At 61.9% G+C, this 17,218-nt stretch carries 14 protein-coding genes; 5 read left to right on the plus strand and 9 right to left on the minus strand.

Annotated elements, in window-relative coordinates:
• Window positions 1–3: 3 nt before the first annotated feature.
• From FHT79_RS31275 to FHT79_RS31305, 7 genes are all read right to left on the minus strand, one after another.
• Entirely contained in the window at window positions 4–2,454 is a 2,451-nt protein-coding gene (locus tag FHT79_RS31275; protein ID WP_028757927.1) for an FAD-dependent oxidoreductase, read from the minus strand.
• Window positions 2,455–3,330 carry a phosphotransferase gene (locus tag FHT79_RS31280; protein ID WP_028757926.1) on the minus strand — a complete coding sequence of 292 codons (876 nt, stop codon included), beginning with the start codon at window positions 3,328–3,330 and terminating at the stop codon, window positions 2,455–2,457. It lies immediately after the preceding gene.
• 64 nt (window positions 3,331–3,394) lie between these two features.
• Window positions 3,395–4,471, minus strand: a complete 1,077-nt coding sequence (ugpC, locus tag FHT79_RS31285) for a sn-glycerol-3-phosphate ABC transporter ATP-binding protein UgpC (protein WP_028757925.1) — start codon at window positions 4,469–4,471, stop codon at window positions 3,395–3,397.
• 25 nt (window positions 4,472–4,496) lie between these two features.
• Window positions 4,497–5,594 (minus strand): Gfo/Idh/MocA family oxidoreductase, encoded by a 1,098-nt coding sequence (locus tag FHT79_RS31290; RefSeq protein ID WP_028757924.1) that lies wholly within the window; start codon window positions 5,592–5,594, stop codon window positions 4,497–4,499.
• On the minus strand, window positions 5,594–6,481 hold the full coding sequence (locus FHT79_RS31295) for a carbohydrate ABC transporter permease (protein ID WP_028757923.1): 888 nt from the start codon (window positions 6,479–6,481) through the stop codon (window positions 5,594–5,596). The genes FHT79_RS31290 and FHT79_RS31295 overlap by 1 nt, the downstream gene beginning before the upstream one ends.
• Entirely contained in the window at window positions 6,474–7,433 is a 960-nt protein-coding gene (locus tag FHT79_RS31300) for a sugar ABC transporter permease (protein WP_028758429.1), read from the minus strand. Before FHT79_RS31300 ends, FHT79_RS31295 begins: the two co-directional genes overlap by 8 nt.
• A 6-nt stretch (window positions 7,434–7,439) precedes the next feature.
• Window positions 7,440–8,726: an ABC transporter substrate-binding protein gene (locus FHT79_RS31305; RefSeq protein ID WP_028758430.1), complete on the minus strand. Its 1,287-nt coding sequence runs from the start codon at window positions 8,724–8,726 to the stop codon at window positions 7,440–7,442.
• Between the two features lie 251 nt (window positions 8,727–8,977).
• Between FHT79_RS31305 and FHT79_RS31310 the strand changes: the two genes are divergently transcribed.
• The 5 genes from FHT79_RS31310 to FHT79_RS31330 all read left to right on the plus strand — a co-directional run bounded on the left by FHT79_RS31310 (window position 8,978) and on the right by FHT79_RS31330 (window position 14,314).
• Window positions 8,978–9,655 carry a TetR/AcrR family transcriptional regulator gene (locus FHT79_RS31310; protein WP_028758431.1) on the plus strand — a complete coding sequence of 226 codons (678 nt, stop codon included), beginning with the start codon at window positions 8,978–8,980 and terminating at the stop codon, window positions 9,653–9,655.
• A 131-nt stretch (window positions 9,656–9,786) separates the two neighbouring features.
• Complete coding sequence (locus tag FHT79_RS31315) at window positions 9,787–10,935, plus strand: Gfo/Idh/MocA family oxidoreductase (protein WP_028758432.1); 1,149 nt, start codon at window positions 9,787–9,789, stop codon at window positions 10,933–10,935.
• 3 nt (window positions 10,936–10,938) lie between these two features.
• Complete coding sequence (locus tag FHT79_RS31320; RefSeq protein WP_028758433.1) at window positions 10,939–12,102, plus strand: dihydrodipicolinate synthase family protein; 1,164 nt, start codon at window positions 10,939–10,941, stop codon at window positions 12,100–12,102.
• Window positions 12,103–12,131: 29 nt separating this feature from the next.
• Window positions 12,132–12,956 (plus strand): sugar phosphate isomerase/epimerase family protein, encoded by an 825-nt coding sequence (locus FHT79_RS31325; protein ID WP_028758434.1) that lies wholly within the window; start codon window positions 12,132–12,134, stop codon window positions 12,954–12,956.
• Window positions 12,957–13,036: 80 nt separating this feature from the next.
• A complete protein-coding gene (locus FHT79_RS31330; protein WP_028758435.1) occupies window positions 13,037–14,314 on the plus strand; it encodes a Gfo/Idh/MocA family oxidoreductase in 1,278 nt (425 codons plus the stop codon).
• A gap of 35 nt (window positions 14,315–14,349) precedes the next feature.
• On the opposite strand, the gene FHT79_RS31335 is transcribed toward FHT79_RS31330, so the two are convergent.
• The gene (locus FHT79_RS31335; RefSeq protein ID WP_028758436.1) at window positions 14,350–15,360 is read right to left on the minus strand and encodes a hydroxyacid dehydrogenase; all 1,011 of its coding nucleotides are present in this window, start codon (window positions 15,358–15,360) and stop codon (window positions 14,350–14,352) included.
• Window positions 15,357–17,213 carry a DUF2264 domain-containing protein gene (locus tag FHT79_RS31340; protein WP_028758437.1) on the minus strand — a complete coding sequence of 619 codons (1,857 nt, stop codon included), beginning with the start codon at window positions 17,211–17,213 and terminating at the stop codon, window positions 15,357–15,359. Before FHT79_RS31340 ends, FHT79_RS31335 begins: the two co-directional genes overlap by 4 nt.
• Between the last annotated feature and the right edge of the window lie 5 nt (window positions 17,214–17,218).

A 17,218-nucleotide genomic window follows, 5' to 3' on the forward strand; every position in this document is an offset into this window, starting at 1 on the left:
CCGCTACGCCTTGATACGCGCCATATCGGGATCGTAGAGCGGCGACAGTGACACCTTGCAGGGGATACGCTCCCGCGCGACATCGAGCTCATAGGTGCCGGAGAGGACGAAATCCTCGGTCACCCCCTCGGGGCTGCGGACATAGCCATAGCCGATCGGCTTGCCCAGCGTGTAGCCGAAGCCGCCGCTCGAAAGCCAGCCGACGCGCTTGCCGTCGCGATAGATCGTTTCACGGCCGAGCAACACGGTATCGGCATTTTCGGGAACAAAGCAGGCAAGGCGCTTGTTCACCCCGCCTGCAAGCTGCCGTTCGATCGCTTCGCGGCCGCGGAAGGGAATGGCCTTGCGCATCTTCACCGCCCAACCGAGACCGGCTTCAACAGGCGTATGGTCGGGACCGATATCCGATCCCCAGGCGCGATAGCCCTTTTCCAGGCGGCAGCTCTCGATGGCGCGGTAGCCGGCATTGACCAGGCCGAATTCGCCGCCTGATGCCATCAGCACGTCATAGACCGTCGTCGCATATTCAACGGGAATATGCAGCTCGTAACCAAGCTCGCCGACATAGGTGATGCGCAGCGCCCGCACCGGGCAGCCTGATATGCCGATGGTCCTGACCCGGCCGAAGGGGAAGGCCGCATTCGAGACGTCGCTGCCCGTCACCTTTTCCAGCACGGCGCGCGAATTTGGTCCCATCAGTGACAGCACCGAATAGGCTGACGTGACGTCGACCAGCTCGGCATGCATCTTTGCCGGTATATTGCGGGCGATCCAGTCGAAATCATGGGTGGCAAAACCGGTGCCGGTGACGATGTAATATTCGTTCTCGGCGATGCGGGCGACCGTCACGTCGCATTCAATGCCGCCCTTGTCGTTGAGCATCTGCGTGTAGATGAGCGATCCCACAGGCCTTTCGACATCGTTGGAAGCGATCCAGGAGAGCGCTGCCTCGGCATCCCTGCCCTTCAGCACGAATTTGGCAAAGGAGGTCTGGTCGAAGATGACGGCCGCTTCACGCACCGCCTTGTGCTCGCGGCCGACGGCGTCGAACCAGTTCTGCCTGGCATAACTGTAGACATCCTTCGGCTCCTCGTTGGCGAAGAGATCGGCAAACCAGTTCGGCCGCTCCCAGCCGAGCTTTTCGCCGAAACAGGCGCCCTGCGCCTTCAGCCGGTCGTAAAGCGGCGATTTGCGGCAGGGGCGGCCGCTCGAATGCTCCTCGAACGGCCAGGCCATGGTGTAATGTTTGCCATAGGCTTCGAGCGTGCGGGTGCGCACCCAGTCGGTATCGAAATGCGGACGGCCGAAGCGGCGGATATCGACCGGCCACAAATCATAGGGCGGTTCGCCCTTCGTCACCCATTCGGCAAGCGCCATGCCGGCGCCGCCGGCCGAGGCGATGCCGAAGGCGTTGAAGCCGGCGCCGACGAAGAAATTCTTCAGCTCCGGCGCCTCGCCGAGAATGAAGTTGCCATCCGGCGTGAAGCTTTCCGGGCCGTTCAGCAGCTGCTTGACGCCGACATTTTCCAGTGCCGGAACGCGGCCGAGCGCCTGTTCCATGATTTGCTCGAAATGATCGAAATTGCTGTCCAGCAGCGTGTAGTGGAAGCCGTCGGGGATGCCGTTTTGCGCCCAGGGAATGGGATTCGGCTCATAGCCGCCCATGACGATGCCGCCGACTTCTTCCTTGTAGTAGGTCAGGCGATCGGGATCGCGCAGGGTCGGCAGGTTGGAGGGCACGCCGAAGGATTCGGTGATGATGTATTGATGCTCGACGGAGACCAGCGGCACGTTGACGCCGAAGCGGGCGGCAAAGGCGCGCGTCCACTGGCCGGCGCAGACGACGACGCGCTCGCATTCGATGCGTCCCTCAGCGGTGACGACGGCGCGGATCCTTCCCTTGTCGATTTCCAGGTCGATGACTTCGGTGTCCTCGAAGATCGAAACGCCTGACATGCGGGCGCCTTTCGCCAGCGCCTGGGTGATGTCGGAGGGATTGGCCTGGCCGTCCGTGGGAAGGAAGGCGGCGCCGACGAGATCGTCCGTTGTCATCAGCGGCCAGAGATCGAATGCTTCCTGCGGCGTCAGCAATTGCATTTCGAGGCCGAAGGACTGGGCGGTGGTCGCCTGGCGCCGGACCTCGGTCCAGCGCTCCTCGTTGCAGGCAAGGCGCAGGCCGCCATTCATCTTCCAGCCGGTGCCGAGGCCGGTCTCCTCCTCCAGCCGCTTGTAGAGATCGACGGAATAACCGAGAAGCTGGGTGATGTTGGCGCTGGTGCGCAGCTGGCCGACGAGGCCGGCGGCATGGAAGGTGGTGCCGGAGGTGAGCTTCTTGCGCTCCAGCAGGACGGTATCGGTCCAGCCGAGCTTGCCGAGATGATAGGCTGTCGAACAGCCTATGATGCCGCCGCCGATGACCACGGCTTTCGCCGTCTTCGGTAATTCCCTCGTCATTTATTGATCCTGTTCAAAGGCTTGATAGGCGCGTTCGAAACGCGCGAGATTTTCGGCCGTATAGGCGGCATAGTCGAAATCGATGCTGGAATGGATTTCCGAAATCATACTCCAGAGCGTCTCGCGCAGCAGCGAAGCGCATTTCATCGCGCCATAGCGCCTGCTGAGATCATCGGTCAGCGGCCGGTCGAAATAGGTCTCCAGCATCGTGTGTTCTGCCGTTTGCGGGAGCTCATTGTTGGAGGCCAATCCGCCGAGATCGAAAAGCGGCGTGTTGAAGCCGGCATAATCCCAGTCGATCAGCCAGAGCCGCTTGCCGTCGTCGAGAAAATTGGCGGCCAGCAGGTCGTTGTGGCCGAAGGCGATGTCGAAAGGCCCTGCCGCTTCTTCCAGCGCCTCGGCTCGGCCGACCAGCGCCGGCAGCAGAGGCAGATAGGCGCTGCCCGCGGCCTTCAGATTGGCGGCGTAATCGCGGATGACGTGAAAGACCCAGAAGATCATCGCCTGGCCGCGGAAATGCCGGGCGATGTCGCGGTGGCAGGCGCGCACCAGCGGCACGACCCGGGCGAGCGTTTCCGGCCTCCTGATATCATCAGGCGAAAGCGCTCTCGCCTCGATATATTCGAGCACCAGAACGCCCGGCGAATGATGGATGACGGCAGGCGATATGCCGGCGGCATGCGCCGCACGGCTTGCGGCAAGCTCGTTCTGCCGGCTGATGTGATGGATCGGGATATCGGTGCCGAGCCTGACGACGCAACGCGCGACGGCATCGCTGACCAGGTAGTTCCTGTTGGTGATGCCGCCTGCTATCGGCGAAATATCGATCGGGCCCTGCCAGATGCCAAGCGCATGAATCCTATCTTCAGGCGTCATGCTTATTCCCCTTCAGCCCCTTCGGAAATGATGGGGCAGAGGAGGATCCTATGTCAAGCAGCGCTTAGATGGTCTTGCCGGCGGCATCGAAGACGTGGCAGCGGGCCGGATCGAAGAAGGTCTTCACATTGGCGCCGCGCTCCACCTTCTGCTGGCCGTCAAGCGCAACAGTCAGGAGCTGGCTATCCGGCGTCGTGGTGTAGAGCATCGTGGCGCCGCCGAGATTTTCGACGAGATCGACATTGACGGTCGAGAGCGTGATGGCGCCCTCGGTCAGCGAAAGATGCTCGGGGCGGATGCCGAAGGTGACATCCTGTCCGGCCTCGCCTTTCAACCGGCGCGGCAGATGGACGGAATTGCCGCAGACATGGATGCTGGTTTCGGTCTCGCCGACCTGCTCGATGCGGGCCTTCAGGAAATTCATCTTCGGGCTGCCGATGAAACCGGCGACGAAGCGGTTAGCCGGGTTGTTGTAAAGATCGAGCGGCGCGCCGACCTGCTCGATGCGGCCGGAATTCAACACCACGATCTTGTCCGCCATCGTCATGGCTTCGACCTGGTCATGGGTGACATAGATCATCGTGTTGCCGAGGCTGCGGTGCAGGCGGGAGATTTCGACGCGCATCTGCACGCGCAGTTCGGCATCGAGGTTCGACAACGGCTCGTCGAACAGGAAAATACGCGGCTCGCGCACGATGGCGCGGCCGATCGCGACACGCTGGCGCTGGCCGCCGGAGAGCGCCTTCGGCTTGCGCTCTAGGAGTTTCTCGATCTGCAGGATCTCGGCCGCCCGCTTCACTTTCGGCTGAATATCGGCCTTCTTGTAACCCGCCGTCTCCAGGCCGAAGGCGAGGTTCTTATAGACCGACATATGAGGATAGAGCGCGTAGGACTGGAAGACCATGGCGATGCCGCGCTTGGCCGGCGCCACCTCGTTCATGCGCTCGCTGTCGAGCAGCAACGCGCCGCCCGAGATCTCCTCGAGACCGGCGATCATGCGCAGAAGGGTCGATTTTCCGCAGCCCGAGGGGCCGACAAAAACGACGAATTCGCCGGGATCGATCGTCAGGTCGATGCCATGGATCACGTCCAGCGAGCCATAGCGCTTCTCGACCTTCTGAAGAACGACACTGGTTGCCATCTTCTCAAAACCTCTCTTTTGCCGGTTACTTCGTTCTTGCGCGCCAATCGGCGTATTTCGGACTGTCGGGACCGACCGGCAGCGGCACTTCAGCGCCGCTGTCGGAAGACTGGTAGATGGCGGTGACGAGTTCCAGCGCGCGGCGCGCGTCCGTCGTTGTCACCGGCAGCGGTCCTTGACCGCTGAGGAAGGCATGGAACTGGCCCATCTGGGTGGTGAAGCGCGGCGCGACCGGCTGCCAGTCGCCGACCACCCGGTCGATCTTTTCCTGCACGTCATCATTCGCGGCGATGATCTTCCAGGGATCCTTGCCTGGTGTGTAGGGCTCGTGGGTGCTTTCGAAAGTGACATTCTCGAAATGCAGCCTCAGCCGGCTCATCTGTTCCTGCGAACCCAGCGTGCAGGACAGCGAGACGAAGGCACCGTTTTCCATCAGCAGGCTGGCGGAGGCGCAATCCTCGACCTCGATATCGTTGACGCGGGTGGCGACGCGGCCGAAGACTCTTGCCGCCGGACCCATGAGATGCATCAGCATGTCGTGCAGATGCAGGGCATGGGTGACGAGCACACCGCCGAGTTCCGTCGCCCATTTGCCGCGCCAGGGCACGGCGTAATATTCCGGCTTGCGCAGCCAGAAGGTTTCGACCGAGGCCGTATAGGCTTTGCCGGCAATACCGGCGTCGATGATCCGCTTGGCCTTCTGGATACCGTCGCCATAGCGGTATTGGAAGATCGGCATCAGCACGCCTTTGGCGTTCCTTTCCGCTTCCATGATGGTATCGACGCCGGCAAGCGAACCGGTCAGCGGCTTTTCGCAAACGACATGTTTACCGGCGGCGAGCGCGGCGACCACCTGCTCCAGATGGATGCCCGGCGGGGTGCAGATATCGATGATGTCGATCGTGTCGTCGGCGAGCAGCTCGGCGAAGGAGGTGGTACGCCGTTCGATGCCGAACTCGTCGCCGACGGCGGCCAGACGCTGTTCATTCAGGTCGCAGATTGCTGCGACCTTGAACTTGTCTGCATGCGGCAGATAACCCTCGACGATATGGGAGCGGCCGATACCGCAGCCGACAATCGCGACCGTCCTGATGCTCATCTCGTTCTTTCCCGTTGCCGCCATCAGCGCTTCATGCCCGTCGTGGCGATGCCCTCGATCAGAAGGCGCTGGAAGAACAGGAAGAAGAAGAAGACCGGCACCAGCGTCAGAGTCGACATGGCGAACAGGCCACCCCAATCCGATGCGCTGGTGGAATCCACGAAGGTGCGCAGGCCGAGCTGGATCGTATAGGTGTTCATGTCGTTCAGGTAGATCAGCGGACCGAAGAAATCGTCCCAGGTCCAGATGAAGGAGAAGATGGCGGCCGTCGCCAGCACCGGCAGCGACAACGGCAGCATGATCTTCCAATAGATACGCCAGGCGCTGCAGCCATCCATCATCGCCGCCTCATCGAGTTCGCGCGGGATTCCGCGGAAGAACTGCACCATCAGGAAGATGAAGAAGGCATCGCTTGCCAGGAACTTCGGCACGACGAGCGGCAGGATGGTGTTAACCCAGCCGAGGTTGAGGAAGAGCACATATTGTGGGATCAGCGTCACGTGATAGGGGATCATCAGCGTGCCGAGCATGATCGCGAACCAGAAGTTCCGGCCGGCAAAACGCAGCCGCGCAAAGGCGAAGGCCGTCAGCGAACAGGCGATAACATTGCCGGTCACCACCAGCAGCGAGATGACGAGCGAATTCCAGAAGAACCGGCCAAAGCTGACATCGAGGCCGACCCAGCCGCGCGCATAGGAGGAGAGATCGATCGACGACGGGATAAGCGAGGTCGAGGAGAAGATCTCGTTTTCCGGTCTGACCGATGCCGAAACCATCCACAACAGCGGATAGAGCATGAGAAGCGACGCGGCGATCAGCAGGGCGTGGATGATGAGCGACCCCGGCAGGCTGCGTTTGTTGATATCCGATGGCGGCCTGGCCGCAGTGACGGAAGCGGTCATCTCAGTCATCGTAGTGCACCCAATAACGCGAGGTCAGGAAGGAGAAAGCGGTGAAGATCGCGATGATCACCACCAGGATCCAGGCAAGCGCCGAGGCATAGCCCATGCGGAAATTGCCGAAGGCTTCCTGATAGAGGTAGAGCGTGTAGAACAGCGTCGAGTTGATCGGGCCGCCCGTGCCGCCTGATATGATGAAGGCCGGCGTGAAGGCCTTGAAGGCTTCGATCGTCTGGACGACGGCATTGAAGAAGATCACCGGCGTCAGAAGCGGCAGGGTGATCTTGTAGAATTGCCGGAATTTCGAGGCGCCGTCGAGGCTGGCCGCCTCATACATGTCCTGCGGGATCTGGCGCAGGCCGGCCAGGAAAATAATCATCGGCGAGCCGAACTGCCAGACCGACAGTGCCACCAGCGTGTAGATCGAATAGTTCGGATGCGAGATCCAGCTCGGACCTTCGATGCCGAAATGCGAGAGCGCGGCATTGACGAGGCCATCGCTGGCGAAAAGCTGACGCCAGAGCACGGCGATCGCCACGCTGCCGCCCAGCAATGAGGGGAGATAGAAGATGGCCCGATAGATCGGCAACCCGCGCAAGCCGCGGTTCAGCGCCATGGCGACCAGCAAGGCGAAGGTCAGTTTGAACGGGACGGAGAAGACGACATAGGTCAAGGTGACGTGCATGGCGGCCGAAAATTTCGGATCCGCCGTGGCGATGCGCACGTAATTCGCTATTCCCACCCACCTCGGCGACTGCAGCATGTCGAAGTCGGTGAAGGAGAGGTAGAGCGAAATCAGGGCCGGCCCGAGCGTCAGCCCGAAAAAGCCGATGAGCCATGGAAGAAGGAAGAGATAGCCGGGAGCATTGGCGTTCCAGAGACGCCTGAAACGTCCTTCGGCCACGGCCCCCTGATATCTTTCCACATTTATGGCCCCTGCGGGCGTGCGCATCGCATTGCTCATACGGGATCAGCCTCGTGCGAGAATCTGCGTGATTTCGGTGACAAGCTGTTTGCCGCCATCGGCAGGAGATAGCTGTCCGAAGGCCACCTGCTCGGCGATGTTACGCAGCATCAGTTCGCCTTCACCGGCGCCGGCGGGCGGCGGCGGCGGCAATTTGCCGGCGAGATCGCCAAGGCCGCTGACATATTCCAGCGGAACCTTGCCGTTCTCATCGAGCTTCGCCGCGACGACCTCGCGCATGGCGCTCGATTCCGGAATGCCGCGTTCGACATCCAGGAGGACCGCTGCCTCGGGGTTCTTGACGAAGAAATTGACGTAGTCCACGGCCAGGTCGACCGCTTGCGACTGGGCCGAGACCGAGAAGAACATCGAAGGCTTGCGATAATGGCCACCCTTCGAATCCGCCTTGATCCGCATATAGTTGGTCAGCGCCAGCTTGTCCTTGTTCATTGCCTGATAGGCGACGAACTGGTTGGAATGGGCGAAACCGGCAGCCGACTTGCCGAGCGAGACCGTGTTGGTGTCGATATCGTTCTTGTCGAGAGCCTGGACATCGGCGGGAACGCAGGCGCCGGCCTCACGGAACTTGGCCCACATGTCGTACCATTCGGAGGCGTCGTCCACGCCGAAGGCGATCTTGCCGTCGGCGGTATAAAGCGCCTTGCCGCGCTGGCGCAGCCAGTTTTCGAACAGCGGTTCACCGCCGCTGCCGTCGGCCATGCCAAACATGCCCTTGCGTTTACCGGCCTTGGTGATCTCCGCACCCATGCGGGCGAACTCTTCCCAAGTGGTCGCCTGCGTCGGCAGATCGACGCCGGCTTCCTTGAAGGCGGTGGTGTTCAGGACCGTGGCGGCCGAATTCGCGCCGAGGCTGACGCCATAGAGATGGCCGTCGACGCTGCCGCCTTCGATCTGCGCCTTGTCGAAATCGTCGAGGTTGAGCTTGGCCGGCATATAGGATTCGAGCGGGGCAAGCGCGCCGCGCCGGGCATACTGAACGATATAGCGGTAATCCATCTGGATGACGTCGGGCGCGTTGCGACCGGCGACCTGGGTCGCAAGGCGCGGCCAATAATCGCCCCAGCCGAGGAATTCGCCGGTGATCGACGTGCCCGAATTCTTAGACTGATAGAGCTGCGATACCTTGTTGGTACGATCTGCGCGCGGCTGCGAGCCCCACCACAGGAGACGCAAGCGCTTTTCCTGTGCCAAAGCGCTGGTTCCAAGCGCCGAGAGCGAAAGGAGCGCGGCCCCTCCCGCAACGAAATTACGTCTGCTTACACGTAGGGTCATTTTTTCCTCCTCCAAAGGGAAGCGCCTCCACACGCTTCCGAAACTAGTTACCCTTGCATAAATAACTAATTGGTTACAAGCTACGAGCAAAGCGGCAAGTGTGTCAAGCGGTGTCGGCCAGAGCGTGGTGCCGAAAAGTGTGAGCGGTTTCGGGCGACATCGTGCTCCGGCTGTTTGAGCCCTGCAAATTCGGTTTTTACAATTTCGCACCGAAGGCTTATGAGCGCAACATGCGAGACGGAGGTGGAGCGATGAACGACAGCGGGGAGAATGGGGAGAAGAAAAGGTCTCGACGTTTACCTCAGGAACGGACCACGCAACGCGATCCGGAACGGACGCGCGCCGCGATCCTTGAGGCGGCAACCCGGGAATTCGCCGAAAACGGCATGGGCGGAGCCCGCGTCGACGCCATCGCCGAACGCGCCGGCACCAACAAGCGCATGCTCTATCATTATTTCGGCGACAAGGAGCAGCTCTATCTCCGCGTGCTCGAAGAAGCCTATGTGGGCATACGCACCGCCGAGCGCGCGCTTCATATCGGCGACCGCAGCCCGGAGGAGGGTATCGGCGAACTGGCGCTCTTCACCTGGCGCTATTTTCTCCAGCACCCGGAATTCCTCAGCCTGCTCGGCACGGAAAATCTGCATCGCGCCCGCTGGCTGCGCCAGTCCGTCCGGCTCAAGGAACTGCATTCGCATCTGATCGGCGAGCTTTCTCAAGTGCTTGAACAGGGAAAGAAACAGGGTGTCTTCATCGAGACCGCCGATCCCCTGCATGTCTACCTGACGATCGCCTCTCTCGGTTATTTCTACCTGTCCAACCAGTACACGCTTTCGACGATCTTCGGCCGCGACCTGATCGAACCGACCCATCTCAATGCCTGGGAAAGGCATATCGTCCACGTCACGCTCGCCTCGATCAAGCGCTGAATTTCAAAAATCGGATTTGACTCTTGACAGCCGCGCCGCTCTTCTGCCATCAAGTAACTGTTTAGTTACCGGCTCGGGAGGGCCGGGCGACGATGCCCGCTCCCGCCGCAAAAGATTGCTGGGAGGATAAAATGGCACGCTTGGGGATCATCTTGCACGGCGTCACCGGCCGCATGGGTTACAATCAGCACCTGGTGCGCTCGATTCTCGCCTTCCGCGACCAGGGCGGCATCACATTGAAATCGGGCGAGAAACTCGAGATTGACCCGATCATCGTCGGCCGCAACGGCGCCAAGATGGAAGAGCTGGCGAAGAAGCACGGCATCAAGCGCTGGTCGACCGATCTCGACGCCGCGCTCGCCAATCCCGACGACACGATCTTCTTCGACGCCGGCACGACGTTGATGCGCGCCGAGCTGCTGTCCAAGGCGCTCGACGCCGGCAAGCACGTCTATTGCGAAAAGCCGATCTCCGACGACCTGCAAGTGGCGATCGACCTTGCCCGCAAGGCGCGCCGCTCGGGCCTTAAGCACGGCGTCGTGCAGGATAAGCTTTTCCTCCCCGGCCTGCGCAAGCTGGCGCTGCTCAAGGATTCCGGCTTCTTCGGCAAGATCCTCTCGGTGCGCGGCGAATTCGGCTACTGGGTCTTCGAAGGCGATTGGGGCGTGCCCGCCCAGCGGCCGTCCTGGAACTACCGCAAGGGCGACGGCGGCGGCATCATTCTCGACATGCTCTGCCACTGGCGTTACGTGCTCGACAATCTGTTCGGCGAAGTCAAGGCCGTCTCGTGCCTTGGCGCGACGCATATTCCGCGCCGCATCGACGAACAGGGCAAGCCCTATGATTGCGATACGGATGATGCGGCCTATGCGACCTTCGAGCTCGAGGGCGGCGCGATCGCGCAGATCAATTCCTCCTGGGCGGTGCGCGTCCGTCGTGACGATCTCGTCACCTTCCAGGTCGACGGCACCCATGGTTCGGCCGTCGCCGGCCTGACGAAATGCTGGAGCCAGCACCGCGTCAACACGCCGAAGCCGGTCTGGAACCCGGATCAACCGCAGACGATCGACTTTTACAAGACCTGGGACGAGGTTCCGGACACCCAGGCCTTCGACAACGGCTTCAAGGCGCAGTGGGAAATGTTCATCCGACATGTCGTCGAAGATGCGCCGTGGCCCTATGGCCTGGAAGCCGGCGCCAAGGGCGTGCAGCTCGCCGAGCTCGGCCTGAAATCCTGGGCCGAACGCCGCTGGCTCGACGTTCCCGCACTGGAGCTCTGAACCGTGACGACGATCAATCTCCCCCTCGACGGCAAGATCGTCCCCTATACGCTGACCGGCACGCCGATCGCGGTCGCCAAGCGCGACGCCAAGTCCTTTCCGCGCATCGCCTTTGCCGCCGCTCATGTCGTTGCCGATCCGCTTGCCGACAACGATCCGTGGCTGACGCCGGCGATCGACTGGGAGCGGACGCTTGCCTTCCGCCACCGGCTCTGGGATCTCGGCCTCGGCGTTGCCGAGGCGATGGATACGGCGCAGCGCGGCATGGGCCTCGGCTGGCCGGAAGCGCGCGAGCTGATCCGCCGGGCGCTTGATGAAGCGGCCGGGCGCAAGGATGCGATGATTGCCTGCGGGGCCGGCACCGATCATCTGACGCCTGGCCCCGACGTCACCGTCGACACTATTCTCAGGGCCTATGAGGAGCAGATCGAAACGGTGGAGGCGGCCGGCGGCCGCATCATCCTGATGGCGAGCCGGGCACTTGCCGCCGCCGCCAAGGGGCCGGACGACTATGTCAGCGTCTACGACCGCATCCTCCGCCAGGTGAAAGACCCTGTCATCATCCATTGGCTCGGCGAAATGTTCGATCCGGCGCTCGAGGGGTATTGGGGCAATGGCGACCATCTGAAAGCCATGGAGACCTGCCTCGAGGTGATTAGGGCCCATGCCGACAAGGTCGACGGCATCAAGATCTCGCTGCTCTCCAAGGAGAAGGAAGTGGCGATGCGCCGCCAACTGCCGAAGGGCGTGCGCATGTATACCGGCGACGATTTCAACTATGCCGAACTGATCGCCGGCGACGAAGCGGGTCATTCAGACGCGCTGCTCGGTATTTTCGATGCGATCGCGCCGGCAGCTTCGGCGGCCCTCGAAGCGCTCGGTCGCAAGAGCAACCATGAATTCTTCGATCTGCTGGAGCCGACCGTGCCGCTGTCGCGCCACATCTTCAAGGCGCCGACGCGCTTCTACAAGACCGGCGTCGTCTTCCTCGCCTATCTCAACGGTCTGCAGGATCATTTCGTCATGGTCGGCGGACAGCAGAGCACACGCTCGCTGGCGCACCTGGCGGAGCTTTTCCGTCTGGCCGACAAGGCGCGGGTGCTGGCCGACCCCGAACTCGCCGCAAGCCGCATGCGCCAGGTGCTCGCCGTCCATGGCGTCAACTGAAGCGAGACACCGGCTGGGAGGAGAATGACATGCAGGTCGAAGGACTTTCGATCAATCTGGCGACGATCCGCGAGCAATGTGGCTTTGCCGAAGCCGTCGACATCTGCCTGAAACACGGCATCACCTCGATCGCGCCCTGGCGCGATCAGGTCGCCAAGGTCGGTCTTGACGAGGCGGTGCGCATCGTCAAATCGAACGGCATCAAGCTGACCGGGCTTTGCCGCGGTGGTTTCTTCCCGGCTGCAAATGATGCCGACTGGCAGAAAAATCTCGACGACAACAGGCGCGCCATCGACGAGGCGGCCGCATTTTCAGCCGACTGCCTCGTGCTCGTCGTCGGCGGCCTGCCGGGCAGTTCGAAGGATATCGTTGCGGCCCGTCAGATGGTGTTCGACGGCATTGCCGCCGTGCTGCCGCATGCGCAGGCTGCCGGCGTGAAGCTCGCGATCGAACCGCTGCATCCGATGTATGCCGCCGACCGCGCCTGCGTGAACACGCTCGGTCAGGCGCTCGACATGTGCGAGCCGCTTGGCGAGGATGTCGGGGTGGCGATCGATGTCTACCATGTCTGGTGGGACCCCGATCTTGCCAACCAGATTGCCCGAGCGGGCCGCATGAAACGCATCTTTGCCCATCACATCTGCGACTGGCTGGTGCCGACCCGGGATATGCTGCTCGACCGCGGCATGATGGGCGATGGCGTGATCGACCTCAAAGGCATAAGACGGATGGTGGAGGCCGCCGGCTTCTTCGGTGCGCAGGAGGTGGAGATCTTCTCGTCCGAGACCTGGTGGAAACGCCCGGCCGACGAGGTGATTGCCACCTGCGTCGAGCGTTTCAGGAGCTGCTGTTAAGGCGCGAATTTGAGAGATCGCGACGCGCTTTAGGTCTGATTTCAGTATTTGTTTCATCACGCATGCAGGAGGATCATTCGATGGAGAAACGCCGTTTTGCCCTGATCGGCACCGGGAACCGCGGCACCACCATGTGGGGCAAGGATCTGCTGGCCGGCTGGCGCGAACATGTCGACCTCACAGCCATCGTCGAGAAGAATTCGCTGCGCGGCGAGCGCGCCCGCAACATGATCGGCAGCAACGCGCCGCTCTATGACAATATCGATTCCATGCTCGTCGAGCAGAAGCCGGATCTGGTCATCGTCTGCACGCCCGACCATACGCATGACGATATCATTGTGCGGGCGCTGGAGTCCGGCATCGATGTCATCACCGAAAAGCCGATGACCACCTCAATCGAGAAAATTCGCCGGATTCTCGACGCAGAAAAGCGCACCGGCCGCCGGGTCGACGTCTCCTTCAATTATCGCTATGCGCCGACGGCCGCCAAGATCAAGGAACTGCTGAACGCCGGCGAGATCGGCCGGGTGACCTCAGTCGACTTCCACTGGTATCTCAACACCAAGCACGGCGCCGACTACTTCCGTCGCTGGCATGCCTATACGGAAAATTCCGGCAGCCTGTTCGTCCACAAGGCAACGCATCATTTCGATCTGCTGAACTGGTATCTCGACAGCGATCCGGAGTCCGTCACCTCGTTTGCCGACCTGCAGAATTACGGCCGCAAGGGCCCGTTCCGCGGGCCCCGCTGCAAGCTCTGTCCGCACACGCAGGAATGCGACTACTATCTCGATCTTGAAGCCGATCCCTTCCTCGACCAGCTCTACGAGGACCCCTCGAAGATCGACGGCTACTTCCGCGACGGCTGCGTCTTCCGCGAGGACATCGACATTCCCGATACGATGGTGGTGTCGCTCCGTTACCGCAACAACGTCCACGTCTCATATTCGCTGAACACTTTCCAGCCGATCGAAGGCCATCACCTCGCCTTCAACGGCACCAAGGGGCGGATCGAGCTTCGCCAATACGAGGCCCAGCCCTGGGAAGAGCCGAAGCAGGACACGATTCTGCTGATCCGGAATTTTCCGAACGGCAAGGAGGCGGTGGAGCGCATCGTCGTTCCGCATTTCACCGGCGGCCATTACGGCGGCGACGACCGGATGCGCAACATGATCTTCAAGCCGGATATGGAAGACAGGCTCGCGCAGCGCGCCGGCACTCGGGCGGGCGCCATGTCCGTGCTTTGCGGTATTGCCGCGCTGACGAGCTCGCGCACCGGCAAGGTGGTCGACATCGCCGAGCTGATGCCTGAGCTTGCCAATGACGGTTCGCCGAATTCGCTGAGGTCGTCACGCTGACGCCTGCTGTGTAAGCTCGCTCGGCGAGGCACGCGTCAGGCGATGTTTTCGAGATTCTCCCGGCGGATTTGGTAGAGCAGCGGCCGACCGGCCACGAAGCGCTCGACCTCGTCAGCCGCCATCTCGCCGAGGCGCGCCCGTTCCAGGCCGACGGCGCCGGCAATATGCGGCGTCAGAAAGACATTCGGCAGATCGTAGAAAGCAGAATCGGGCTCAGGGATCTCCGGATCGGTGACGTCGATGACCGCGTCGATGCGGCCGCTCTTCAGCACTGAGAGCAGTGCGGCCTCATCGATAAGAATGCCGCGCGCCGTGTTGATGAGTGTTGCCCCGTCCTTCATCAGCGACAGCCTTCGCGCATCGATCATATGCTGCGTCGAGGGCAGCGACGGCGCGTGCAGGGAAACGATATCGGCTTGTCGCATCAATTCGTCGAGCTCGACCTTTTCCGCTCCGAGGCCGGCCGCCTCGGCGGCATCGAGCGTGGGATCGGAGAGCAGCAGCCTGTAGTCGAAGGGTTTCAACAGCTCGATGACGCGCCGACCGATGCGCGAAGCGCCGACGATGCCGACGGTGCGGCGGTAATTTCCGATCGCCTGACGCTGCATCGAATGGGTCCGGTCGCGGTTGCGGTCGGCGACATAGAGATCGCGGAAACGGAAGACGCGCTTGCCGACGAAGATGATCGCGGCCAGGGTGAATTCGGCAACCGGCACGGCGTTGGCTTCGGCCGCATGGCTGACCGGGATACCGGCTGCGAAGATGGCGTCGTCGATGACGCCTTTGACCGTGCCCGCAGCATGAACGATGAGCTTGAGGTGCGGCGCCGCGGTAAGCATTTCGGTCCCGACATACGGTCCGCCCCAGCCGGTGATCAGGATTTCGGCCTCGGCCAGCAGGCGCCTCGCACGCTCGTCGTCGAAGTGCTGCAACGGCTTGGAATCCAGCAGGCGACCGATACGGTCCAGCCGGCGCAGGACCTCATCCGGCAGGACATGCTCGGTGCGCGACGGTTGCATGGCAAGGGCAATCGCCGGATGGCTCATGGCATCTGTCCCGGCGCTTCGATGGCGCTCACCGTCACGCCCCTTTCCCTCACCAGGGCCTCCAGCGCGGCAATGTCGGGCGCTTTCGGCGGTCTTGTCCAGGCAGACGAAACGGCAGCGGGATCGTCAAGCGCCAGCACCGCCGTCGCCAGGATGGTTTCGCCGGCCGGAATCTGCCCGCGCAGCTGCGGCACGAGGGTTTTGGCGACGATCACATTGGTGTTGGGCATTGCCTTCTGGACGAGCCCGAACCGTTTGACCGAAGAGCCGAGATCGAGAATGCCGGTGAAATCGGTCGCGCCGATTGCATAGGCAACCCCATTCGAGGCGGACAGCCTATCCAGCTCGAAATCCCGGCGGCCGATGGCAAATCCGCCTTCGGCAATCCGCAGCGGCCGGCTTGTTCTCACCCGGTGGAGGCGGATATGCCAGGGTGCTGCGGGCACGAGCCAGGTTTCGACGCCGACATCCGGGAAAGGTGACCACTTCGCATAAAGCACGTCGCCTGCGAGGCGCGCCTCTTCATTGGTTTCGCGCACGCGGTAGTGCAGACCGTCATCGCTGAAGGCCAGCATCGAATCAAAGGCGGCGAGCGCAAAGGCGCGCTCATCGGCCTCGACGCTGAAGCCGTAGCGGGCGGAATAGGCGAATTTCGCGTATTTTTCCGTGCCGAACCGCATCTGCAGATTTTCCTGGCCGGAGGATAGCGCTACGACATCGCCGCCCGCCCGCATGATCACCATGCCGGGATGGCGCTGGGGAACGACCTCAGGCGCCTGCTCCGGCGCTTTTTCCGTCGCGGTCCAGAACGGATGATCCTCCGCGATCGCCAGCGGCAGGAAGGCCTTGAAGGCCCAATAGGGCGAACCGGTGGAATTGTAGCTTTCGGACATCAGCAGGTTCGGATAGCCGAAACCGATCGACAGCACGCCGTCGCGATCGGCAATCGGCTTGTCCTTCCACCAGCGCAGATGCTGCAGGCAGAGATGCTTGACCTCACCCCAGGGCAGAGCTTCAACATCGGCTAAGGCAAGCGCCGACCAGAAGCCGGCGCAGGCGAAGCGATAGGTCAGACTGCGGCCGAAGGGGATCGTCGCCCCGTCAGCGGCGAACCAATGCCGGAAATCCCGGGCAAAAAGGATCGCGCGCTCGCGATAGCGCTTTGCATAATCGTCGTCGACGAGCTTCGAATAGATCAGGCCATAGAAATGCATGGCAAAGGGAATGTAATGGTCGATGCGGCGCACGTTGCCGTCGCGATACCAGCCGTCGCCGATATAGAAGCCTTCGAGTTCCTGCAGATATTGCCGCGTCAGGCTGCGGTCGAAATCGGCGCCGAGACGATCGAGCGCGATGTCGACGAAAATCCGGAAGAATTTCCAGTTGTTGTCGGCATAGTCGAACTGCCTGACATGCTTGAGATAGGCGATCACATTGCCGCGGGCACGCGCATCGAGCGGTTCCCAGATCTTTTCCGGTACCAGCGCCAGGGCAAAACCGAGAGCGGCAAGCTCGACCATCCGCTGATCGCGGCCATTGACCGTTCCCCAATATTCGGGATGGGCGGGATCGGTGCCGTTTGCGAGGCCTTCGGCGAAACGATGCCAATGGGCAAAGTCGCCGTTGCCGGCACCAAGCGGCGCCAATCCCCAGAGCGGCCGGGCGAAGCCTTCGAGGTCGGCCGCCGCCCGGTCGAAATGGGCGGCGGTGCCGCTCAACCTGACGCGGGCATTGTCCTTCGAAAAGCAGGGAAGCAGCGGATCGAACAGATCAAGGAGGGCGCGGCTCATATCGGCACGGGTTTCGAGCGGATTGCCTGCGAGCGGGTTGGCGCTGGCGGGATCATAGGTCATCGGCG

Origin of the sequence: Rhizobium sp. BK212, from assembly GCF_014197475.1 — a bacterium.
Lineage (GTDB): Bacteria > Pseudomonadota > Alphaproteobacteria > Rhizobiales > Rhizobiaceae > Rhizobium > Rhizobium anhuiense.